The 24,265-nt window shown below is 32.4% G+C and carries 22 protein-coding genes, 1 tRNA gene and 1 riboswitch; of the genes, 2 read left to right on the top strand and 21 right to left on the bottom strand.

The window, feature by feature from the left end; translation table 11 throughout:
* Positions 1-44: 44 nt before the first annotated feature.
* The 7 genes from HM985_RS10345 to HM985_RS10315 are packed head-to-tail and all read right to left on the bottom strand — an operon-like array spanning position 45 to position 7,037.
* The gene (locus HM985_RS10345; RefSeq protein ID WP_179376178.1) at positions 45-974 is read right to left on the bottom strand and encodes an alpha/beta hydrolase; all 930 of its coding nucleotides are present in this window, start codon (positions 972-974) and stop codon (positions 45-47) included.
* A 3-nt stretch (positions 975-977) separates the two neighbouring features.
* Positions 978-3,101: a methylmalonyl-CoA mutase gene (scpA, locus tag HM985_RS10340; protein ID WP_179376177.1), complete on the bottom strand. Its 2,124-nt coding sequence runs from the start codon at positions 3,099-3,101 to the stop codon at positions 978-980.
* Positions 3,102-3,148: 47 nt separating this feature from the next.
* A complete protein-coding gene (locus HM985_RS10335; protein WP_179376176.1) occupies positions 3,149-4,516 on the bottom strand; it encodes a methylmalonyl-CoA mutase subunit beta in 1,368 nt (455 codons plus the stop codon).
* Positions 4,509-4,835, bottom strand: coding sequence for an FtsB family cell division protein (locus HM985_RS10330; RefSeq protein WP_179376175.1), 327 nt, complete (start codon positions 4,833-4,835; stop codon positions 4,509-4,511). Before HM985_RS10330 ends, HM985_RS10335 begins: the two co-directional genes overlap by 8 nt.
* The gene (udk, locus tag HM985_RS10325) at positions 4,835-5,440 is read right to left on the bottom strand and encodes a uridine kinase (RefSeq protein WP_179376174.1); all 606 of its coding nucleotides are present in this window, start codon (positions 5,438-5,440) and stop codon (positions 4,835-4,837) included. Before udk ends, HM985_RS10330 begins: the two co-directional genes overlap by 1 nt.
* Before the next feature lie 56 nt (positions 5,441-5,496).
* The gene (locus HM985_RS10320) at positions 5,497-5,940 is read right to left on the bottom strand and encodes a c-type cytochrome (RefSeq protein WP_179376173.1); all 444 of its coding nucleotides are present in this window, start codon (positions 5,938-5,940) and stop codon (positions 5,497-5,499) included.
* Positions 5,937-7,037 (bottom strand): PQQ-dependent sugar dehydrogenase, encoded by a 1,101-nt coding sequence (locus tag HM985_RS10315; RefSeq protein WP_179376172.1) that lies wholly within the window; start codon positions 7,035-7,037, stop codon positions 5,937-5,939. Before HM985_RS10315 ends, HM985_RS10320 begins: the two co-directional genes overlap by 4 nt.
* Positions 7,038-7,140: 103 nt before the next feature.
* On the opposite strand from HM985_RS10315, the gene HM985_RS10310 reads away from it, so the two are divergent.
* Positions 7,141-7,215: transfer RNA gene (locus tag HM985_RS10310), tRNA-Pro, on the top strand.
* A gap of 159 nt (positions 7,216-7,374) precedes the next feature.
* Here the strand turns inward: HM985_RS10310 and HM985_RS10305 are convergent.
* The 13 genes from HM985_RS10305 to HM985_RS10245 all read right to left on the bottom strand — a co-directional run bounded on the left by HM985_RS10305 (position 7,375) and on the right by HM985_RS10245 (position 22,679).
* Positions 7,375-8,349, bottom strand: a complete 975-nt coding sequence (locus HM985_RS10305; protein WP_179376171.1) for a T9SS type A sorting domain-containing protein — start codon at positions 8,347-8,349, stop codon at positions 7,375-7,377.
* A complete protein-coding gene (locus tag HM985_RS10300) occupies positions 8,346-9,632 on the bottom strand; it encodes a YncE family protein (RefSeq protein ID WP_179376170.1) in 1,287 nt (428 codons plus the stop codon). The genes HM985_RS10305 and HM985_RS10300 overlap by 4 nt, the downstream gene beginning before the upstream one ends.
* 21 nt (positions 9,633-9,653) lie before the next feature.
* On the bottom strand, positions 9,654-10,742 hold the full coding sequence (locus tag HM985_RS10295) for a YncE family protein (protein ID WP_179376169.1): 1,089 nt from the start codon (positions 10,740-10,742) through the stop codon (positions 9,654-9,656).
* 3 nt (positions 10,743-10,745) lie between these two features.
* Positions 10,746-12,581: a TonB-dependent receptor plug domain-containing protein gene (locus tag HM985_RS10290; RefSeq protein ID WP_179376168.1), complete on the bottom strand. Its 1,836-nt coding sequence runs from the start codon at positions 12,579-12,581 to the stop codon at positions 10,746-10,748.
* Between the two features lie 34 nt (positions 12,582-12,615).
* A riboswitch (cobalamin riboswitch) is annotated at positions 12,616-12,845 on the bottom strand.
* A gap of 163 nt (positions 12,846-13,008) precedes the next feature.
* The gene (locus tag HM985_RS10285; protein ID WP_179376167.1) at positions 13,009-14,193 is read right to left on the bottom strand and encodes an ABC transporter permease; all 1,185 of its coding nucleotides are present in this window, start codon (positions 14,191-14,193) and stop codon (positions 13,009-13,011) included.
* The gene (locus tag HM985_RS10280; protein ID WP_179376166.1) at positions 14,190-15,335 is read right to left on the bottom strand and encodes an ABC transporter permease; all 1,146 of its coding nucleotides are present in this window, start codon (positions 15,333-15,335) and stop codon (positions 14,190-14,192) included. The genes HM985_RS10285 and HM985_RS10280 overlap by 4 nt, the downstream gene beginning before the upstream one ends.
* Before the next feature lie 48 nt (positions 15,336-15,383).
* Positions 15,384-16,358: an HlyD family secretion protein gene (locus HM985_RS10275; RefSeq protein ID WP_173586777.1), complete on the bottom strand. Its 975-nt coding sequence runs from the start codon at positions 16,356-16,358 to the stop codon at positions 15,384-15,386.
* Positions 16,355-17,824 (bottom strand): TolC family protein, encoded by a 1,470-nt coding sequence (locus HM985_RS10270; RefSeq protein ID WP_179376165.1) that lies wholly within the window; start codon positions 17,822-17,824, stop codon positions 16,355-16,357. The genes HM985_RS10275 and HM985_RS10270 overlap by 4 nt, the downstream gene beginning before the upstream one ends.
* Positions 17,825-18,034: 210 nt before the next feature.
* Positions 18,035-18,517: a DUF4625 domain-containing protein gene (locus HM985_RS10265; protein ID WP_179376164.1), complete on the bottom strand. Its 483-nt coding sequence runs from the start codon at positions 18,515-18,517 to the stop codon at positions 18,035-18,037.
* 57 nt (positions 18,518-18,574) lie between these two features.
* A complete protein-coding gene (locus HM985_RS10260; RefSeq protein WP_179376163.1) occupies positions 18,575-19,357 on the bottom strand; it encodes a DUF4625 domain-containing protein in 783 nt (260 codons plus the stop codon).
* A 52-nt stretch (positions 19,358-19,409) separates the two neighbouring features.
* Positions 19,410-21,779 (bottom strand): TonB-dependent receptor, encoded by a 2,370-nt coding sequence (locus HM985_RS10255; protein WP_179376162.1) that lies wholly within the window; start codon positions 21,777-21,779, stop codon positions 19,410-19,412.
* 188 nt (positions 21,780-21,967) lie between these two features.
* On the bottom strand, positions 21,968-22,261 hold the full coding sequence (locus HM985_RS10250; protein WP_173586782.1) for a hypothetical protein: 294 nt from the start codon (positions 22,259-22,261) through the stop codon (positions 21,968-21,970).
* Positions 22,262-22,328: 67 nt separating this feature from the next.
* Positions 22,329-22,679 (bottom strand): MerC domain-containing protein, encoded by a 351-nt coding sequence (locus HM985_RS10245; protein ID WP_179376161.1) that lies wholly within the window; start codon positions 22,677-22,679, stop codon positions 22,329-22,331.
* A gap of 164 nt (positions 22,680-22,843) precedes the next feature.
* Between HM985_RS10245 and HM985_RS10240 the strand changes: the two genes are divergently transcribed.
* Positions 22,844-23,218, top strand: a complete 375-nt coding sequence (locus HM985_RS10240) for a Fur family transcriptional regulator (RefSeq protein ID WP_179376160.1) — start codon at positions 22,844-22,846, stop codon at positions 23,216-23,218.
* On the opposite strand, the gene HM985_RS10235 is transcribed toward HM985_RS10240, so the two are convergent.
* Entirely contained in the window at positions 23,215-24,240 is a 1,026-nt protein-coding gene (locus HM985_RS10235; RefSeq protein WP_179376159.1) for a cytochrome-c peroxidase, read from the bottom strand. The two genes, HM985_RS10240 and HM985_RS10235, sit on opposite strands and share 4 nt — an antisense overlap.
* Positions 24,241-24,265 lie beyond the last annotated feature (25 nt).

Genomic DNA, 24,265 nt, shown 5'->3' with positions numbered 1-24,265 from the left:
AAAATAATGATAATTAAAGGAATAACTTAATTTTAACTAATAGTTTAGTTGAAAGTGGAGGCTTGTTTGTTTAAAAAGAGTAAGACTGAATTAAAATAGGCATCACCGCCAACCTGCCATAAGTCGGAGTGACCTGCTTCTTCAATCTCTAAGAATTTTTTGTCTTTACTTTTAATATTATTATAGTTTGCTCGTCCTTCCTCAATAGGAATTTGTTTGTCTTTTCCGCCATGTACCACAAGAATTGGTTGGGTAATATTTTTACTAGATTTATAGGGGCTTGCTTCGTCAGCATCAAAATCGCCAATGCTTCCAGATCTGTCCACGAGATAATCGCTAAAAATCGCCAAACTAAATCCTGCGTGACGTTTAAAGAAACTCTGAACATTTGATTTTAAACTTGTATAAGAGCTTTCCGAAATTCCGTATTTTATACGCTTTTCTATTCCCATAGTTTGAAGAACCAATGCCCCACCTATAGATTGTCCCCAAATTCCAATATGATCAAAGCCTTCTTTATTAATTAAGTGATCGATGAGTATTTGAATATCCTTAGATTCTTTAACTCCGTAAGTAAAGAATTGACCTTCACTTTCTCCAAAACCTCTAATATCAAGAGCTACAGAGTTAAAGCCATTTAAAGAAAGAAACTCACTTAATTCTAAAAAATGTTCTTTTTTGTGACTGCTACCATGCAATAAAATAATTGTGCTTTTAGGAATTTCTGATTTTGAATACGTTAAGAGCGCAGATAGTTTAACGTCATCAAAGGATGTAACCGTTAATTTCTTTCTTTTAACTTTAGTGTTCTCATTGATTAGTACTTCTGTATTAACGACTTTTTGATTCTTAAATAATGCAATAATAGGATTTCTGGTTTCTGTTATTAAACGAGGAAAAATGAAATGAACAATAATTAATCCTATAATAATTAATACTATAAAACCACGCTTCAAGAACTTGGTTTTTTTCATTTATTAATGAATTAAAATTTCTAAAATCTGAATAGCGGCATCACTAATTTTAGTCCCAGGTCCGAATACAGCAATTGCGCCCGCATCTATTAAATATGGATAATCTTGCTTTGGGATAACGCCACCAACAATAACCATTATATCCTCACGGCCATAAGTCTTCAGTTCTTGAATAACTTGGGGTACTAAAGTTTTATGTCCAGCAGCTAAGGAGGAGATACCTAAAATATGCACATCATTTTCAATGGCTTGCTTTGCAGCTTCTTTAGGGGTTTGAAATAAAGGTCCGATATCGACATCAAAACCAACATCTGCATAACTGGTTGCAATGACTTTTGCACCTCTATCGTGCCCGTCTTGTCCCATTTTTGCAATCATAATTCGAGGTCTACGACCATCTTGTTCAGCAAATTTATCAGCAAGTTCTTTTGCTTTTTGAAAGCTTTTATCGTCTTTAATTTCTTTACTGTACACTCCTGAAAATGATTTTATTTGTGCTTTGTAACGTCCAAATTCAACTTCTAAAGCATCGCTTATTTCTCCTAATGTTGCTCTTTTACGTGCTGCATCTATGGCTAAAGCTAATAAATTTTTATCACTTGTTTTAGTAGCTTCTGTTAATTTTAATAATGCCTCTTTGACTTCTGTCTGATTTCGAGTCGCTTTTATAGTATTTAAGCGTTCTATTTGTTGTAATCGTACAGATTGGTTATCTACTTCTAAGGTAGAAATGGGATCTTCTTGTTCTAACCTGTATTTGTTAACACCTACAATAATATCTTGTGTAGAATCTATTCGGGCTTGTTTACGAGCGGCGGCTTCTTCAATTCGTAATTTAGGTATGCCAGCTTCAATGGCTTTGGTCATGCCTCCTAATTTTTCAACTTCTTGGATTAAACTCCAAGCTTTTTCTGTAATATCAGCGGTTAATTTTTCAACATAGTAACTACCTGCCCATGGATCTACAGTTTTTGTAATATGTGTTTCTTCTTGTAAATAAATTTGTGTGTTTCTGGCAATACGCGCAGAGAAATCTGTAGGTAAAGCAATGGCTTCGTCTAGCGCATTGGTGTGTAAACTTTGTGTTCCACCAAAAGCTGCTGCAGAAGCTTCAATACAGGTTCTTGCTACATTATTAAAAGGATCTTGCTCGGTTAAACTCCAACCCGAGGTTTGGCAATGTGTTCTTAACGCTAATGATTTTTCATTTTTAGGATTAAATGGTTTCACTAATTTTGCCCATAGCATTCTTGCCGCTCTCATTTTAGCAATTTCCATAAAATGATTCATGCCAATAGCCCAAAAGAAAGATAGACGAGGGGCAAAAGTATCAATGTCCATACCTGCAGCTAATCCTTTTCTAATATATTCTAATCCATCCGCTAAAGTATAAGCTAATTCTATATCACATGTGGCGCCAGCTTCTTGCATGTGATAACCAGAAATACTTATACTGTTGAATTTAGGCATGTTTTTACTTGTATATTCAAAAATATCAGAGATGATTTTCATTGAAGGTGTAGGTGGGTAGATGTAAGTGTTTCTCACCATAAATTCCTTTAAAATATCATTTTGAATTGTTCCTGCTAAGTCTTTAGTTTGTACACCTTGTTCTTCTGCAGCTACAATATAAAACGCCATAATTGGTAATACAGCTCCATTCATGGTCATTGAAACCGACATTTTATCGAGAGGAATCTGGTCGAAGAGTATTTTCATATCTTCAACAGAATCGATGGCAACACCAGCTTTACCAACATCTCCAACCACGCGTTCGTGATCAGAATCATAGCCTCTATGTGTTGCTAAATCGAATGCTACAGATAAGCCTTTTTGTCCTGCAGCGAGATTTCGTCTGTAAAAAGCATTACTTTCTTTAGCCGTTGAAAAACCTGCATATTGCCTAATAGTCCAAGGTCTTCTTACATACATTGTAGAGTAGGGGCCGCGAAGGTTTGGTGCTGTTCCGGCAACAAAATTGAGGTGTTCTAATCCTTTTATGTCTTCTTTAGAATACGTTGATTTGATAACAATACCTTCAGCTGTAGAAAAGTTTTTTTCTTTGTCCTTAGTCAAGGATTTTACTTCTGGTTTTAAAGCTATATGTTGAAGATTTTTTCTTGACATTAAGTTAAAGGTTAGAGATGAAAAAGAACTATAGAGTTGATTTCTATTTAGTGTTCTTCGTTATTTAGTCTTTTAATTTCTGTATTCTCAGATAATCTTTTTTGAATTATCGGAACAATTAAAGTTTTACGCTTTTCGATTTTTAAAAACGGACTTTTTTCAATTTCATTTTTCATTTTATCAGCAGAATTAGGATGTTTATTTGTTCCTAATAAAACTAATTTTTCAGTATCAAAATCAACTTGTTCTTTTGCCGCACTTTCTTTAATTTTTCTCTGAATAGTACCTTCTTTTAGTTGACTTAAAAACCCTCCATTGGCTTCAATGTCTTTGAAAAGATCTAGCGCTTTTTCTGCCAATTGTTTTGTAATATTTTCTATATAATATGATCCATCTGCAGGGTTATTTACCTTATCGAAATAACTTTCATTTTTTAATATTAAAAGCTGATTTCTAGCAATACGCTCTCCAAACTCATTAGGTTTATGGAAAAGAGAATCGTAAGATGAATTACAAATCACATCAGATCCTCCTAGAATAGCACTCATGCATTCCGTAGATGTACGCAACATGTTAATGTTGTAATCGTAAATGGTTTTGTTACGTTTACTCGGTATTGCTATAATTCGGCAAGTGTTATTAATGTCATATTCTGGTGCTAGTATTAACCATAATTGACGAAGTGCTCTAATTTTAGCTATTTCGAAAAAGTAGTGAGAGCCAATTGCAATATTAAATGTAATTTGAAGTGATTGCTTGGCTTCACTAGAAATACTAGTGTCTAATTTATTTAAGTATTCATTGGCATGAGCTAAGCCATAAGCGAGTTGCTGAACCATGGTGGCACCTGCATTTTGATATAAATCTAAATTAACACTTAATTGATTAGATGTTTTTACAATTTTTTCAAACTCACTATAATCAGCATTAAGATTTTTATACCAATTTCCTGTTTGAGCAAGTTGACCAATAATATCTGTTTGTATGTTTATTGAAGAAGCTTGAGGTGCTTTTTTTATAAAATTTTTAGATAAAAAATTGCATTTTAAATCAACGCTTGTAGTATCTAAATCAATATTTTGAAATAGTTCTTTAAGTGATATCGATTCTGATTCTATATTAAAAATAATATTTTCAACTCCACGTTTAATGACGTCTAAAGCTTTTAAGTTACTGATTTTAGAATCTGTAACATTTATAGCTTGACTGATTTTAAAATTAGTCGCTCTACTTTTAGAAACTTCAGGTAATATTTTAAATTCATCGGCATGGTAAAACGGTTTTACATTGATGTTCTCATTGGTTTTCCAAATAAGTGTTTCGTTGTAATCTGCTCCTTTAAGATCAAATTGAATCTTTTGTTTCCACGCTTTTGAAGATACGGCTTCAAAATCCTTAAATAATGACTTACTCATCTCGTTTTTGTTTCGCGATACTGTCTTCATACTCTATAATAAAAATGTCTTCATTAGACTTTTTCATGTAATAGGTTTCTCTTGCTGTACGCTCAATACCCTCGTCTGTGCTCAGTTCTTTAATGGCTTTGTTATCTTTAGCCATTTCGTTTCTGTAATGTTCTTTTTGATATTCTAATTCTTCAATATCATTATTTAATTCATGATGAAATAACCATGAATGTGCATCAAAAAAGAACATCCAAACCAAAAACACGGCAAGAACAATAATGTAAATGTTCTTAAAAGGTTTTAGATATTTTTTATTGAATTTTGGCATTATAAACGTTCGTTAATGATGGTTTTAACGATATCTACAGCTACCGTGTTGTATTTGTTATTTGGAATAATAATATCAGCGTATTCTTTCATTGGTTCAATAAATTGCTGATGCATTGGTTTCAATGTGGATTGGTAACGTTGAAGTACTTCGTTGATGTCTCTTCCACGTTCTGTAATATCTCGTCTAAGCCTTCTAATTAAACGTTCGTCTGAATCAGCATGAACATAAATTTTAATATCAAAAAGATCTCGAATTTCAGCATGTGATAAAATTAAAATACCTTCTACAATCATTACTTTTCGTGGCTTAGTAACAATGACATCTCCCGTTCTATTATGTTTTACAAAAGAATAAACAGGTTGATTAATGGATTTCCCTAGTTTTAAGTCTTCAAGATGTTCTCTAAGTAGTTCAAAATCTATGGATCTTGGATGATCAAAATTGATTTTTACACGTTCTTCAAAACTTAAATGTGTAGTGTCTTTATAGTAAGAATCTTGAGAAATTACACCAACTTCTCCTTCTGGTAGTTCATTTAAAATTGTGTTGACAACTGTTGTTTTTCCACAGCCTGTACCACCTGCAATTCCTATTATAAGCATATTTAATTTTAATTAGTTTTACGGTGCAAATTTATATTTTTTAAGTTGTATTGTGTTTATAATTCTGAAACTTTCTCAGGGGTAACAAAGTTATCAATCTTATTTCCCCAACTGTTATTAATATAATTAATAACATCAGCAACTTCTTTATTAGAGAGTCCTAAAGCCGACATTACGCTATTGTATTCTATGTCATTAACTGTAATCTTACCCGATAATCCATGTTTAGCAGCTTTAATACTTTCTATTTGATTTTCTCTTAAAAAGTCTGAATTTGCTAATGGTGGAAATATTCGAGGCACACCTTTACCCTCCGCCAAATGGCAAGTAATACACAAATCGTTATAAACTATTTTACCACGCTCTGCACTTTTTTTTAATAAAGGTAAATTTTGCTCAGTTACATTGTTATTTTGAGCTATTTCTTTGGTTCTTTTCTTATTTGAATTACATGCTAGTAATGCGAATAGAGAAATGCTGAGGATTATTATTTTTTTCATTCTTTAATTAGTTTTACGATACCAAAATTTTCTATACCAACATAAATATAGCCATCAGGTCCTTGTTCTATACTTCTTACGCGTCCTAATCCATCGAGTAGGCGTTCTTCTTTTACTACTTTATTATCTTTAATAGTGCACATGTCTAAATATTGAAATTTTAATGAGCCTACAAGAAGATTTCCGTTCCAATTTCCATATTTGTCACTATTAATAAAAGCCATTCCGCTTGGTGCTATAGACGGATCCCAATAATGAATAGGTTGTTCCATACCTTCTTTTTTAGTAATGTCTGTAAATTTTGTTCCAATGTAATTAAAACCATAGCTAATAATTGGCCAGCCATAGTTTTTACCAGCATCAATAATATTTATTTCATCACCACCTTTCGGACCATGTTCATGGGTCCATATTTTTCTGGTTTTTGGATGAATTGTCAGGCCTTGAGGATTTCTATGACCATAAGAGTAAATTGCCGTTTTTGCTTGATCATTATTTACAAACGGATTATCGTCGGGGATTGATCCATCATCATTGATACGATAAATTTTCCCACCATCTTTAGTAATATCTTGCGGATTCACGTCTCTATTTCCACGATCACCGATGCTAAAATATAAATAGCCTGCATCATCAAAAGCTAAACGCGATCCAAAATGTTGTCCTTTACTTGTATCTGGTGTTGCTTTGTAAAGAACTTTTAGATCCATTAGTTCGTTTTCTTTAAGTTTTGCTCTAGCTATAGTTGTATTGCCACCAGAATCACCATCATCGGAAGATGCGTAAGAGAAATAGACCCAATTATTGTCTCTAAAATTAGGATGTAAAATAACATCTAATAACCCACCTTGACCACGAAGATAGATTTCTGGTAACCCAGTTATATTTGTTTTTTTTCCATTTTTGAAAAGAATGAGCTCTCCTGATTTTTCAGTTATTAATAATGATGCGTCTGGTAAGAATGCAAATGCCCAAGGGATATTAAGGTCTGAAACTATAATTTTATAAGTATTTTCTTTGTTTTTAGGATTCTTATCTTGAGCACAACTTATTGTGCTAGTAATAATTAGAGTAATAATTAGGTTTATTATTTTCATGATATAAAGTTCTAAATAAAAATAAGAATTTAAAGTTATAAAAATGTAGTTAGATATTAAATAAAAGTCATATATTTGCAGTCCGAAATTGGGAATACAAATTCGGGGTGTAGCGTAGCCCGGTTATCGCGCCACGTTTGGGACGTGGAGGCCGCAGGTTCGAATCCTGCCACCCCGACTACTTTACCTCAAATAAAAACTCTGTAAGTCTAAAGATTTACAGAGTTTTTCATTTTTTAGAGTTTTGAGTTATTGATTATTAAGATGGTTTAATGTTTCTTATCAAAAAAAAAATGCTTTCTAAAGTTAATAGGAAAGCATTTTTATAAATTATCTGTTAGTTTTTTATAAGTCGATGTTGACTTACTTTGCCATTTAACGCAATTCTAACTAAGTAAATACCACTTTTAAGTTCTGATATTTGAATAGCATTATTAGAGTTAACTTCTTTTGAAATCATCATTTTACCAAGAATATCATAAATACTTACATCTACTTTTTCAGTAGAATTGATGTGTAATTCATTTGAAGCAGGATTAGGGTAGATAGAGATTGCTGAATATTCTTCATCATTAATACTTAAAGATTGTTGATTAATAACACCGATACCGTCTAAATCAAATCCACTAGAATAAAATGGCGTTGAAAAAGGATCATTGATGGCATTACCAAAACTATCATATCTAGCGTAAGCAGGATCGATGCTTCCCACAACATCAATAATCTTTACGTGTGTAATATTATTTTTGTTTAATAAAACATCATCTTCTATGTCAGATAAGTCAAAAGGTGTTCCGAATAACCCTCTGTATTTTCCTGCAAGATTATTTAGATATGTGGGGTCAACACTTCCAAATCCACCTACTTGTGTTTCTGTTTGTGTTTCGCTATGAGATGGAAATCTAAAATAATTAACACCATCAGAGCTTACTTCAACAAAAGCTAATTCTAAAAATGTATCGCTAAAACTGTTTTCAAAAACAGCAAAATCAAAACCATCTTCATTAGCTATTGGTGTTTCAAAGGTTAATATTGCTTCGCCGGCATCTCCTAAACTTACTACATTATTAGTCGCTATACCTAAGGCGTCTTCTGCAACTCCATAAGTTGCGTAATTACTACCTTCATATTCTTGTGAAGGATTAGAGATATTTACATATCCACGTTGTAGTTCTATGCTAGTTGCCCAAGCTATAAAAACATCGCTGTCTGCAGCAATTGCTGTAGATCCAGGTTGTCCCGCAGCAGGTGCGTAATTTTGTGCTTGTAAAACAAAACTAGAACATAAGAAAAGAAAGATTACTTTGATCATTTTACAATTAATTTTAAAGTTGTTGAATTTCCTTTTACTTCGACATTAACTAAGTACATACCTGTTTCTATACCGTCTAAAGATATTGGCTGTGTATTTGTGTATTTTACAGCTTTTACTAATTTACCAGAGACATCATACATTTTGATATTCGCATTTTCAGTAAGGTTTAATTCAAAACTTCCTGATGCAGGGTTAGGATATAAGGTTGTTGTTTCAAAGGCATAATCATTCACGCTTAAAGTTCCTTCATTTTTATAAACTCCATTAGGTAATGGTCCTACAGTATATTCTGTTAGTAAACTTCCGCTTTCATCATATACAAATACTTTTCCTGGGCTCACATAATCTATTGCATCTAATAAATAGAGTTTGTCGTCTATCTTATCGAATCCATAAGGTAATTGTGCATTATTAGATGAATTAAAAGCAACTGTTGGAAGTGTTGTATCAGTTAAAGCCATTTTATATATATCACCATTGAGAACGTAATATAAATCAGTAGCATCTACTGCTAAATAGCTTGGATGTTCAGTAGTTTGAAAATCAATTGTAACATGGTTATTATAATCTGATAAATCAATTTTATGAATACTACCGAGAGTTTCATCACCTGTCCAAGCTTGTTTACCAGTAGAAAGAACATATAAGTAATCATCGTCAACTTTTATTGTTGTTGGTACATCACCTACAGTGATTGATTCCACAGTACTCGTTGCTATATCAATTACAGAAACAGAATTACCGTATCCGTAACCCCCTTGATGCGCTACAAATAGTTTTCCGTCTTTCTGTACGATTTCTTCAGCTCCTTCAGCAACTGAGATTGTTGAGGTAACAGTATTTGTAGTTAAATCGATTACAGCAACATAGTCATCAGTAGTGTCAAAACCATCTCCCCAATTTGTTACATAACCATTTCCGTTATAGAAAGTAATGTTTCTAGGGTTGCTTATTTGATCTGTTATACTGGTTACAAATGCAAAAGTAGTACTGTTAATGATTTTTATTTCATTACTACCATTAAGTACCACGTAAGCATAATCGTCATTAAAGCCCATACCTTGTCCTGTATTTCCTAAAGTCATACTAGGGTTTTGAGTCGTGAAAATATCATTTTCTAAGGTTCCACTGGTATCAATATGTGAAACGGAAGCTGTATTTGTGCCAAATAAACCTTCGTTCAAAACAAATATACCATTAGAATAGTCTTGCGCATAGCTACTAGCAGAAAGTAGAATTGCGGTTAAAATGTAAAATGTTTTTTTGTAATTGTTTTTCATAATTTAATTGTTTTTAATTAGTTATAGATTGTTGAAATAAAATGCATTTGGAATAATTTGAACTGAAAATTGGTTTTGTAAATCACCATTTAGATTGTAAATAAATGCTTCTCCATTAGAAGTGTAATCTTTGGCATCAGCGATATAGATAGCGCCTTCATGCACCTCAAAACCATAAAGAATCTCAACACCATCTGCAGGGGGTGAAAAAGAAGGGGTTTCAGAAAGCTGAAAATTATTATGATCTATAGTATAGACTTCATTATCTAAGGTGTAATACAGCATTCCATTTTCAAACTCTAAATAGCTAGGGTGTTGTTCTGCTGAAAAATTAAGTACTATGGTTTCGTTAGTGTTAGATAGGTTGATCTTAAAAAGTTTTGCAAGGGTTTCATCTCCTGTCCATGATGCTTTACCAGAGCACATCACATAAAGAAAACCGTTGTCAATAACTATTCCGTCGGGTACATCTGCTACAGTAATAGTATTCAAAACACTTTGTGATGCTAGATCAATAACACTTATAGTGTTGCCATAGCCATAACCTCCTTTGTGAGTTACGTAAAGTTTACCATTATCTAGTAGTATTTTTTCAGGACCTTCCGCTACCGGAATTGTAGCTTCTATAAGATTTGTATCTAAATTTAAAACGGCAACATAATCGTCATTAACGTCATTTGGATCTCCCCAATTGGTTATATAACCTTTATTGTCACTAAATTCAATATATCTAGGATTTATAATCATATCGCTCACCGTTGCTATAAATTCAAAAGTATAACGGTTAACAACTTCTATAGTAGCCGAATTATTTACTACGAGATATGCATTTTCACCATAAAACCCCATGCTTTGCGCTGTATCACCAAGACCCATTCCGTTTACTTCAGAATAAATAGAATTATAAACTTCACCTGTGTTTTCAAAAAATGAAACAGAAGCATTAGAGTATCCAAAACCACCTTCATTCAAAATAAAAATTCCATCAGTGTAATCTCCAGATGGAGGTTGTACGGAAATAGGATCGTCTCTATCATCACTAGTACATGATGTCATAGTGATTAAAACTAACATTAGCAGACTTGCGAGTTTGTAAAAATATTTTTTCATTATTTAAAATTTTAGATGTAAATAGAAATTGAAATTCCGACCAGGCATTGGGCGGTTGAGAACGCTTTCGTAAGATTCGTTCCAGAAGTTTAATATTTGCGCTCCTATTTTATAGTCACGATTTTTTCCTAATGTGTATTCGGCTCCTAAATTTGCAACCATATAACTATCTAAAATATGTTCGGTAGCATGATCTGTGGTGGTAAAAACCTCATCGTTATTAAGGTATTGATAATAGGCCGAAATTCTTTTATAATTATACCCAAAAGAAGCCGTGAATTTGTAAAACGGAACATAGATGAGCTGTTTCCCTGTTTCTTTATTTTCTGAAACAGTATAAGCAAAGGTTGCTGAACCCGTGAATTTGTGATTTCCAAATGATTTCTGAGCTGTAACGACAGATTCTAGTCCGTAAATCTCCACTTTATTAGTGTTCTCTGGTCTAAAAATACCAGAGCTGTCAGGCACCCAGCGTAATAAGTTTTCTACGTAATTATAATAACCTGTTAAGGAAATAGAAAGGTTTTTAAAATTGAAATTATTGCTAATTTCACCTTGATAAGATTCTTCTGGTTTTAAGTCAGGATTCCCAACACCTTGCCAATACAAATCGTTATAAGTCGGGATTCGGAAGTTTTTAGACGTATTAACTTTTAGTTGATAAAAATCGGTAAGCTTAGTACTAAAACCTGCAGAATATAAAAGTGGATTTCCATATTGTTCATTCGTTTCTTGGCGTAATCCTAATTCATAAAGAAACGTTTCTGAAAGTACATGTTTAAAACTGATTAAAGCAGCCGATAAGTTGCGTGTTTCTGAAGCAATATTAGAACCTTGACCATCATTGTGTGTGTAATTAATTCCTGCTGTAAGCAATATCTTATTAGAAAGAGCAAAGTCTAGGCCGTATTTAGAAATAAAACTCGTCACTTTTCCGTAGGTGTAAAAATCATTGTCTATGTTACCAAAATAACGGTATTCTTCTGTTGTGGTTGCTATTTTTAGATTGGACTTAAACTTACTGAAATGACTTTCCCATTCTACAAGAGAGCGTGTGTTAAAGTCAGTATATTTTGTTTTTAATGCGTTTGGTGTTGGTACTGAAAAATTTCGTCTACCATCATAAACATTCGCAAAAACTTTTAGGGTGTTATTTAAATTTAATTTAGAAGTTGCAGCTAAACTGATATTAGTATTATGATACTGGCCATTAATATTGATGCGGTCAGTTTCTGGGTAGGGATAATCATTATCAGAAGCATTTCTGGCAATGCCTAAAAGCACACTAAATTTTTCTGATGAATAATTGGTTTGGTAATCTATACCATAGGTGTTAAACTCTCCGTAGTTAGCAAAAAGTTCATTATGAAATCCTTTATTAAAACCGAGTTCATTTACCAGATTTATAGAGCCGCCAATAGCGCCACTTCCATCGGCAACACTAGAGCCGCCTGGCTTTATTTCTATTTTATTATAACCACGTGTATTTATGGTATTAAAATCGGTTTGTCCGGTGGTTTGTGAGTTAATGTTAATACCATTCCAAAGTACAGAGGTTTGTGATGCTGTTGTACCACGAAAAGAGGGTGAAGAAACCATACCTAAACCATTCTCCTTAAAATAAACTGTGCTATTAAAGTTTAGAAAATTAGTTAGAGAAGCTTGATTTTGTTTTAAGACACTATCTTTTACAATAGTTACATTTCTTGTATAGGTAGAATCTTTAAGTCGGTAAGCGATAAGGCGTACCTCTCTCAAAGCCGTGATGGAGTCGGTTTGCGAATGAAGCATAGACGAAAAACCTATGCAAAATAATATGGTGCATACAAAATATCTCATAAACCCGATGCTTTTTACCCGAAAGCCGCTGTGTTAATTGTTGGTAAAACTGGCAGGTCTCCTGACTCGTGTCCGACTAATGTTCCTTCCCATTCAAAAAGAACAGTGGATGTTGAAGATTTTCATTAGTGGCATCCCAAAATGGGACTAAACTTACAGTTGCGGGAACAGTTCAGGATTATTTAGTTAACAACTATTTTACCTGATTCCCTTTTAATCATATCTATAAAAGCACAGACATAAACCAATAGAGCGTAAAGGTAAATAATTGTATTTGAATTAAGATCAAAACAATCTCTTAATTAGTGAAAAAAAATCAGTTGATTTAAAGATGAATTAGATTCATTTTTCTTAAGCTCTAATCTATGTTTTAATAAACAAGATGCTATCGATTATTTATATATTGAGATAGTTGAGGTTTTACAATTTAATTAGAAAGGTTAATAACCGATTTTTGAACTTTATTTCTCAAATAATTAAACCTTAAAAAAGCTAAAACATACCCAACTAACAATAATGCAAGAAGGTGAATAATTTCATTATTATACAACTGACTATCCAGACCCATAATCGTTTGTTTTTTTAGGAATTCAAAATAAGGTCTCAGTGGTATAAGATTAGCGATACTTTGTAAAAAGAGAGGCATTTCTTTAAAAGACCAAGTAATTCCGGTAATTAAAAATACGGGATAAGAGGTAAATGCCATAATTTCCATAGCACTCGTTTGAGATTTAAAGAAGGAGGATATAAACCAAGTATAAAATATGGTGGCTATAAAAAATAAAAAGGTTACTGTAAATAACGCAAATAAGCTACCGTTTAATGGTAAGTTTAAAGCCGGATAAGCAACTAGAAAAGTCAGTGTCATATAGGCGAAATAGAGTATCATGTAGAAACCTGTTTTTCCTAAAAAATAATTAAAAAAACTAAATTTGCTGTCTTTAAAATTAATAAGAATTTGATTGTTTTTACAGTCAGAAGCTATACTTTCAGATAAGCTAATTAATAAAGTTTGGTGTAGAATAAGTATCAATAATGCAGGTAATAAAAAATTACCGTAATTATTAGTCGGATTGTAAACTGCATGAATTTGAGCTGTAACAGGCTTTGCTTTGTTTTTGGCCGTTGAAGGGTTTATTCCTTTCGATTCAAAAAACTGTTGGCGTGAGTCAGAAGCATATTCCATAGCTACTATATTAACAGCTTTGTTAATGTCGTTAGAGGATAGAAACTTAGAGTTATTAAGAATTAAACCAATTGGTGCACTTTCTTTATTAATTAATTTTTTTTCAAATCCATTAGGGATTTCAACTATGGCTTGAACATCAAAATTATTGAATCCTTTTTCAGCTTCACCATGATTTGTATACGTATCAGTAATATTTATTTTTTGAGTCGCATTAAGTTTTGTTAAGAACGCTTTACTGCTTTTAGAGTGATCTAAATCTACAATACCAACATTTACTTTTTCTTCATCTTTATTCATGTAGGTAGTTCCCATTAAAGCAAAATAGAGTAGAGGTGCTGCTAATAATGCTAATAGAATACTATGATCGGTTTGTATGAGTGTTGCTTCTCTTTTTAGCAATCTCCATATGATTTTCAGATTCATATTGCACTTGTTTTTGGTTGTAGAAAAATGATTTTTCTATTAATTATTAACCCTGTAATAATTATTAAAATACCAACGACGAGGAATATTGTAAGTTTTCTTAATTCAGGGACAATAGAATAGAAGGGCGTATCTAGTTGGTAAATTTTAAGAAAGGCAGTTAAAAAATGGGTGTAAGGTATCGCTTGTGCGTACATGCTATTAAACCAAGGCATAGCCCAAATTGGAAATGTAAATCCACTAAACACAAATGCAGGTGAATTGTAAAAAATGGCCATGTCTAAAGCAATAACTTCAGATTTAAAAATTAAAGAAATTCCGAAACCAAGACATATATTAACCGTAAGGAATAGTAATAATAAGAGTAATAAATAGCCTATGTTACCATAAATAGGAATACCGAAAACAGGAAATACAATAGCAAATATTAATCCACATAAACTTAAGCTATAAATCATATAAGCTAAGTATTTTCCGAAAAGTATAGCTAATATATTGCCGTTAGCAGTACGATGCAAATCTTCATAAGTTCCTTTTTTCCATTCATTATTAAAAGCTCTTGTGGCAGCAAAAAAGATGATCATTTGCAATAAAACGGTAGCTAATCCAGGTAATAAATAATAGACATAATTATATTGTGGGTTGGCTAAAACTTTGGTGTTAACTTTAATTGGTAAAACGGTTCCTAATATTTTATCTGGATTAATTCCTAAAGGTGCAATGCTTTTAACCACAACTCCTGCGCTTACTAATTGTGTAATTTGTTCAGCTGATTTATACAGAAGATTTCCGAAAACAATATTGGTAGAGTTGGTATATATTTTTAATTGAACAGGAATACTTTTAAGGACATCTTTATGAAAATCTTTAGGGATATAAAATATACCTTGAACTTCATTTTTAACAAAAACATCTTCAATAGCATCGTTTGAAGACATATAATAACTCACTTTTAGATTTGGTGAAGCTTCTAAATATCGAATATAAGTTCTACTAAGTTCACTATTATCATTATCATAGACAGCTACTGAAACCTCTCTTAATGCGCCTTTATAATATATTGAGCCTAGCACAAAGAAAACTATTACGGGAACTATTATAAATAAATTCCGAGTCGATTTTAGGCGTGCTAACCTGAGCATTTCTCGTTTGAAAATATGATAAAAAGGCAAATTCATGCTTTTTGGGACTTATTTTATTATTTGAATAGACATTCCAGGACGTAATTCTGAAATACGTTCTTGTGGTTTAAGGTGAATTTCGAAAGATTTCAATTCATATTCTCCTTTTGCTTTTATAGGAACCCACGTTGCAAAATCTGCCATTGGCGAGATATATGTCACTTTAAATTCTAAGGTGTCATTGCTTAATCCTGGGATTTTAGCTTTGTAGATTGTTCCCATTTTAAAGTCTGCCAAATGATCTTCTCTAACATTAAAAATAGCATAGATATCTTCAGGTTTTTGAATGGTTAAAATAGGATAACCAGCAGCCATAACTTCACCTTCTTCAGCAATTTGATTGCTAATAACACCTGCGGTAGGGGCAACAATTTCTAGTTCATCATAAAAAGCTTCCATTTCACTATAGGCACCTTGAGCGCTTTCGTAGCTTCCATAAGCGGCTTTAATATCCTCTTTTCTTGTACCGCTTTTTCCCATGTTCCACATAGATTCAGCAGCGTTCATTTGTTCTTTTGCAGCATCATATTTAAATTGAATTTCGTCCATTTCTTGTTTAGAAATAATACTGTCATCATAGAGTGCTTGGTATCTTTTATATGTTTTTTCGGCAAAATCAAATTGACTTTTCGCCATTAAATATTGGTTTTTAAGAGCATTGACTTCCTCTTTACGTGCACCAGATTCTGCTTTTTCAATTAAAGATCGTGCCGCTTTAACCATCCCTTCAGCTTGTCCTTTTTTAGCATCTAAAACATCGGTTTCTAAAGTAGCTAATACTTGCCCTTTTTTTACGGTACTTCCCTTTTCTATTAAAATAGTATTGATTCGGCCTGCTATTTCAGAAGCAACGTTTACTTCTGTAGTCTCAAGCATACCAACGTATACGTCTTCTTTAGGTGTGGTAGCGCCTATTAAAAAATAGACAATAGAGAAGATGATTATTAATATAGGAATTGATAATACGATGTACGATTTTTTCATGGTAAATATTGGTTACTTAAAATTGGGATTATTTTTTCGGGTTCGCCTATGGCAGTGTATAAATTAGCGATGGCCTTATAATAACCATCAAGAGCAACGAGTTGTTCTATTTTAGATTTTTCGTAGAGTAGAGAAGCATCAATGACATCAATAGATTTTCCTATGCCTTCTTCAAAACGTCTTCTGTTTATTCTAAAGTTTTCTTCTGCTAAATCTACGGTTGTTAATTGGCTATTGTATAATTTTTGTTGATTAAGTGTATTCCTATAATTACTTTCAACAAGAAGTTTAATTTGTTGGGTAGCGTATTGCTTTGCGTTTTTTACTTCCTCTTGAAGATGTTTACTCGCCTTTAATTTATTAATATCCTTAAACCCATTAAAAATGTTGATTTGCGCTTGTACACCAACAATGAATTTTGAAGGAATAATGGGTAAATCTTCACGAAACATATTATAAGTACCAAAAGCAGCGATGTTAGGCATGAATTTGGATTTCTCTAATGCATGAGATTGTTTAGCCATCACTTCTTTTTGATTGATGAGTTCTAAAGCAGGTTGATTGGTATTTGCAGTTTCTAAAAGCTTACTGAAATCAAAATATAGATTTTGATAACCAATACTATCTATTGTTTTTAAGACTGTAGAATCGGGTAAATTCATTGTTGTACGCAATGCCATTTCTGCTAATTCAAGTTTGTTCTTATCATTGTTAAGATCCTTTTCAGCATTGGCTACAGCGACTTTTGCTCTTAATAAAACATGTTTGGCAAGGATTTCTAATTCAATAGCGCGTTCGGTTTGCTCTTGGTGTTTTAGCATGCCTTCATATGCTTGTTGGCGTGTTTTTATCACTTGTTTTAAAAGGACTACGGTAAGATAACGGTCTATCAGTTCGTTAGCTATTTCGTTTTTAACTTGTTTTAATTCTATTTCTGATGATTCTAATTCTGCTTTTGCATAACGTTTTGCGGCAATAATTTTTCCACCTGTAAAAATGGGTTGTGTAGCTGTAATAGCAGCCGTTGGAATGTTCTGATTATCGACAACTAAATTGTAAGAAGGCAGTTGAGATAAAGAACTAACAATTGTGCTATAAGCAGATTCTGCAGGTAATGCTAAGCCTAATTCTTCACCATAAGCACTAATAAAAGCGGTTCCGTATTTACCAGCCAAGTCATCAATAGAGCTTTTAACTTGAGAGGTGTTAATTTCCATATTTTCGCTGAGGTACGTGTAACCACCTATAAGATTTACGGAAGGTAAAAAGTTTCCTTTAGCAGCTTTATCTTCAAATATTTTTTGCTGAACACGTTCTTCATAACGTTTTATTTTCTCATTGTTGTTGTAACTTATTTCTAAGGCCTCAGAGATACTTGTTACTTTTTCTTGTCCGTAAGTGTAATAGGAACAGAGCAAAGTAATAAGGCTAATACGCAGAATTTGAGTTGTTTTTTTTGAAAACATATATGTCTTATTGATACAAAATTGAATAATGAATTTTTTGTAAAATTACGTTGTAGTATCAACAATAAATATGACCTAGGTCAGTGTTTGAGGTGATTTGATTATGATGACTAATTTATAAATAAAAAAGTGCCAATATTTTATTACTGGCACTTTAAGTAAACATAAAATGGACTAATTCAAATTATATTTGTACTAGGGGTAGTTTTGTTATTCAATAATCTTAATATCAATAGAGGTTCTACTTTGCCAACCAGTTACATCTGTTACGGAATAAGCACAGTGGTAATCTCCGGTGTCAATATCATTAGGAATAGTTATGCTGATATCAATTTCATAAGTGGTTAATCCTTCTTCAATATTAAAATTCTCCATATATATGAAAGGATTTACAGCTACTTTTATAGGTTCTAAATCACATGTTTCACCTTGGTCATCATGCGTGTGATGGTCAAAATTATGGTGAAGATCTAAACTGTAAGAAGCTAACGATCTGTTGTCTGTTACTTGTGCTTTAAAAGTGTAAGTTTCCCCTTTTACAAGTTGTTCGCATGCCTGTGGAAAACCTTCTGTGTAGTTAATCGTAATTGTTGGTTTTTCTTCATCTATATTAATACTATCATCACTAGAACACGATGTAATTAGTAACATTATAGAAAATACGAAGTAAAAATAAGTTGATGTTAATTTCATTTTATAGAGTATAAAACCGCATAGCATATTTAGTATACTATGCGGTATAATAATGTATTAAGACGCTGTAATATCTATGTGTGTTTCGTAAGATTTTGTGTTTCCATCTTCATCCTCAACAGTAAAAGTAACATGATATTCTCCGGCAGGTGCAGTTGCTGGTACGTCAATATGCTCATGGAATTCAACGTCTGTTAGGTCATGGTAACCTTCTGAAAATACAATTTCTTCATCCCATTCTATTTCACCATCACCAACAGGAAGATCATGAGCGTGAATATCTACCGTTATATTATGGATGCCGTTTAAAGCACTTATCATAAATTCAGCATGAAAATCAGTGCCTTTAGCAGCTGTAGTATCTACAGAGTAATCACTTAATGTAATGTGATCTAAAATTTCTAAATGACCTTCAATTTCAGTGCTATTCCCTAACTCATCTATTACAGTTAATTCAATATGATATTCACCAGCTGGTATATCTGTTGGTACATCTACATGTTCGTGGAAGGTTGGGTTTATTACTAGGTAACTAGCATCTGTGTATTCTTGGAAAAAATCCCACTCAACTTCACCATCTGCAAGCGTTAAATCGTGTGCATGGATAGAAAGCGTAATGCTGCTAACTACAGCTTCAGCATTAATTTCTGCTTCTAAATGAATGTCAGAACCTTTAAAAGCAACTTGGTCTGTTGAGTGTACGCTGCCTTCACCGTATTCAAAACCGGTTATTTCTGGTGCATTTAAGCTAGATGATCCGTTGTCATCATCACTGCTACATGAGTTTAAAAGGATTCCGAAAAAAGCGATAATCGCTAGAAATTTAAAATTTGATTTCATAATGTTTGTTTTAATGTTTGTTTTCATGGTTGTTAATTTATTATTGATTGTTTTAAAAGGTTTGTGTTAATGCAATTGAAATATTTCTACCTGCTTCGGGCACATCGATTAAGCGGTAAAAGCTGGTATGGTCATAATATTTAGTATCGAAAACATTATTGAGCTTAAACTTTACATCTAATGGACGTTTTGTTTTAAAGAGCTCAATTTGTGTTAAAAGCGACATGTTTAAGACTTGATAACCATCCGTTTTTTCTTCTGGCGGAACAATTTCATTTTGTTTTGCTGTAATTCTGTAGTCAGCAATAAGTTGTGGTTGTTTTAAAAAGAATAAATCTTTAAATTGGTAATTAGCAGAAAATAATCCTGATAATGGTGGTGAAAACGGAATAGTAAAGCCTTCTTTTGGTCCACTAGTTTGTCTTGAGTAGACATATTCTGCAGAAGCATTTAATTGAAGATTGTTGATTATGTTGGTGCTTGCTCTTAATTCTCCTCCAACTCTAAATACTTTGTTTTGAGTATACTCATAAATTTGTAATGTCTCGTAATAGTTAGACGTTGGATTTAAATAAATAAAGTTTTCGAAAAAATTAACAAAAGGACTGATACCAAAGCTGTAGTTTTTTGTGGTATGATCTATGTCAATATCTAATTGATAAGATTCCTCAGGATCTAAATCTAGATTTCCTTTTTCATAACGGTACATGTGGTAATTAACACCATCAGAAGCTAATTCATTAGCTAATGGCATTCTAAAACTTTTACCAATATTTATTTTGAAAGTTGTGTTTTTAACAAGGTAACTTAAACCTAAAGAAGCACTGATGTTTCCAAAATTCAGAATTTTATCTTGTGCTCTTTGTAAATACACATACGATGTAGAACCGTTGGCATTGTTGATGGTTGACGGATACCAATCAAAATAAGATTTGCTATTTATTTGACCATAATCATAACGTACACCTGCTAAAAGGTGTAAATCTGAATTGATTTCGAATTGATCAAAAGCAAAAGAACCAATGGTAAAACGGTTATATTCAGGGATTAAAAATCCCCATCCACCAATCGTATTGTTTTGATATTCTAGGTTTATACCAGCAACAATATCGTGTTGTTCATTAGGTTTAAAAGCGTCTTTAATATTTAGAGAAAATGTGTTTTTATTAAAACTTCGCTCTTTGCTATTAGAAGGTGTTGGCATAAAACCATGCGGTACAGGTTCTGAATGTTCTTCTCTAATATTATTTTGAAAGCCTAAATCAGCATGAATAGTGTGTTTGTCTAAAGCTAATGAGGTGTTATTTGTAATTTTAAAATGGTTAACTTTATGATAGGGAAGGTCAATATCTCTGTTAGAGCTATCATAGTCTATACTAGATGTTCTAACTTCTAAACCATGTGCATTGGCAAAAAAACCGTTTTTAGCGTTAACGTTACTAATCGTCGTTTCTGAGTTGAATTTATCAGTGACATAACCGAGACTTATACTAGCGTTAGCTTCTCGTCCAGCTGTATTACGTAAATTATTATCGTATAACTCAAAGATATAATTCTCGTAATTTATTTTATCTGTGGGTACTTTGTAGTCGCCATAATCTCTGTATGTAATACGTCCACGATAAAACCATTTTTCTTTTCTTGCTTGGATTCCTGCTGAAATTCCTAATAAATCATTATTACTTTCACCTAATACATTTACTTCACCACTAAAAGAATTAATAAGGGGTACTTTATTGGGTTGAATATCTACAACACCAGCAATAGCATCAGAACCATAAACTAAAGAAGCAGGCCCTTTTACAATCTGTATATTTTCAATTCCATATTGATCAATTTCTAACCCATGATCATTTCCCCATTGTTGAGCTTCGTGTTTTATACCATTTTGAACTACAGCCACTCTGTTAAAACCTAAACCTCTAATGACAGGTTTAGATTGTCCGGATCCAATTTTAATAGTACTGACACCTGGAATTTTACTAAGCGTTTGCATCAGGCTATTCTCTCTGTTATTAGAAAGAAATTCTTTAGTTACTAGCTGTGAAACTACAGGTGATTCATTACGTTCTCTTTTTTTTGTTTTTCCATTAATTTCAATTTTATCAAGCGCAGTGGTAGATTCTTCTAAGAAAATTTTATGTGTTTCTTGATCGTTTCCTACGTTAACAGTTATAGTCTTAGAAGTAAAACCTAAATGCGATATGGTAAAAGTATAGTCGTCTTCAGAAATATTCTTTAAAGTAAAAAATCCTGTAGATGATGATGTAGAAAATGAACCTTTACCAATAATATTGGCACCTTCAATAGGTTGTAAGGTTTTTGCGTTTGCTACAATTCCTTTTATTTGAAAAGAATCTTGCGCAAACCCTATGAGGCTTAGGCTAAAGCATAGCCATAAACTCAGTGTTCTGTAAAACATAATGAAATACTATAAAATTTAATTAACTGTTCTTAAGATTGAACTTTAACAAAGCCTATATTTATTCGTATCAAATAGTTGCATCAATTACAATAATTTATAAAATCAACGTTGTTGAAATCTATAATGTAGCTTGAAGCGTTAAGTAGTTAAACGAAACTTATTTTAATAAAAAAGTATAGGATAATTTATAGTGAATAGGGTGGAGGCCGACCAAATAATTGGTTAGAAGCAATGGTATTAGAAGTTACAAAAGAGAAATGCTTTATTGTACTTCTATTGATGATTAGCTCGGTATTTTCAATTGAAAATTCTTGAGGTTCTAGTATAAAAGCAGGCGTTAAATTATGAATTGTTGCATTATCACAAACAACACAATGTGTAGCATCATCTTTATCATCTTCATGCGTTAATGCATGAAGTCCTACCAGCTTAATGGATAGAAAAAGAATAATAAAGAAATATGTGATGCTGTTTTTCATTTAAGACTAGAAATATTTAAGGTTTTTGAGTTTATTACAATGGTTTAAAATGTGCTAAAGTTGTGATTTACTGTTTTTGTTTCGCTATTCTTCTTAATAAATTCCAATTAATATAATGCGCAAAAGCGATTAAAGTAGCGCCAATAGCTGTATTGCTAACTTCCCATAAATTCGTTAAGTGAAGTCTACTTATTGCTAAAAGTAAAAAACCTAATAAAGCGACTTTTAAAGGCTTCCTGTTATGGTGAGTGTTTTTATAGCTAGGCCAAAGCGAAGTGAATATAAACACAAGGCCAAGGCAAATAAAGGTCCACTCAATCATTGGGTTATTTAAAAAATATAAACTGCTAAAAGATGAAAACGAAAGCAATATTGGCAGAAAAGCACAATGAATAGCACAAACTAATGAACTTGTCATTGCTATAATATCTAGGGGATTATTTTTTGTTCTACTCAATTTATTAGACTTGCATTAATTTGTTAAAGCGATATTGTCGCGTTATAAGGTTTTGCAAATATATTATTTATTTATAATATTGCAATGTTGTTGCAGTAAATTATTGCAAATAAATCGCATTAGTAATGAAAAGAAGAAATACTCCTAGTAAACAAGCTGTTTTAAGTGTTATAACTAAGGCTGGCAAAGCGATGAGTCAAGATGCGATTGAGGAAGAAATTGCTATTGATATTAATAGGGCAACCATCTATCGTGTTTTAAATCGATTTTGTGATGATGGTGTACTTCACAAAGTCATGGCGGAAGATGGTAAACAATATTTTGCTTTGTGTGAAACTTATGACACCAAAGCCGCAACACATCAACATTTTCATTTTAAATGTACAAAATGCGATACCGTAGAATGTCTTCCTAATCAAGTTAATTTTTCTATACCAGATGGTTATTTGGTTGAAAGTGTAAATTGTGTTTTAACTGGGGTTTGTAAGAATTGTTCTTAATCATCAAGACCTACAAATTCAGAATCACTTAAAGTTTTCATAAACGCTATCAGATCTATTTTTTCTTGTGCTGTAAGTGGAATTCTATTGTCATTATCTTTTAAAATAGGATCAAGATTATCAGCTTCTAAAACACCATTATCTAAATAATTGAGTACACCTTCTAAAGTCGCAAATTGACCAAAACTTCCGTAAGGTGCTGTGTATTCAATATTTCTTAAACTAGGCACACGGAAACTCATGTAATCTTCAGTACTACCCGTAATTCTTGCACGTCCAGCTTCTTCAGTATCCGGGTTTATAGGAAATCCGATATTTCTATAGGTTTGATCTGTAAATAATTCTGTGCTATGACAACTGATACATTTTTCTTGAAAAACTACAAATCCTTGCGCTTCACTTTCTGTGAATGTTTCACCTTCATTTCGTTTTACTTTATCGTATTTACTGTTTGTTGAAATCAGTGTGTATTCATATTGTGCTATACTTTTATAAATTCCATCTGCAGTAATTCCTTCGCCATTAAAGGCATTCTTAAATAATTCAATATAAGATTCATCATTTTCAATTTTACCAATAACTTCTAAAATAGAAGAGTCCATTTCTTCATGTGTAATAATAGGGACTAATGGTTGATCTTCGAGTTGAAGCTTATTTCCATCCCAATTATAAACTTGCATAAATGCCATATTTTGAACTGGTGGTGCATTACGAAGTCCTATTCGTCCTTCAATACCTATTCCTTTTGGGTTGTGATCTGCAAAGGCACTTTCTTGTATGTGACAACTAGAGCACGAAATCGTATTATCTGTACTTAAACGTACATCAGTAAATAGTTTTTCACCTAACTCTACACCAAATTCTGTAGGTATATTGGTGTAAAATGAACTGTTTAGTTCAGGGAAATCACTAGGGATATTTAATGACACCTCAGGATTGTTATAAGAAACAAGCTCTGAATCATCATTGCTACACGAAGACAATAACAGTACAATAAGTAAGGTTCTTATGAGATTTTTCATTTGTAAGATATATGATGAAGAATAG

The sequence above is a fragment of the Winogradskyella wichelsiae genome (assembly GCF_013403925.1).
Lineage (GTDB): Bacteria > Bacteroidota > Bacteroidia > Flavobacteriales > Flavobacteriaceae > Winogradskyella > Winogradskyella wichelsiae.
Note: the sequence above shows the minus strand (reverse complement) of the source record. Positions and strands in the feature narration are given on the sequence as shown.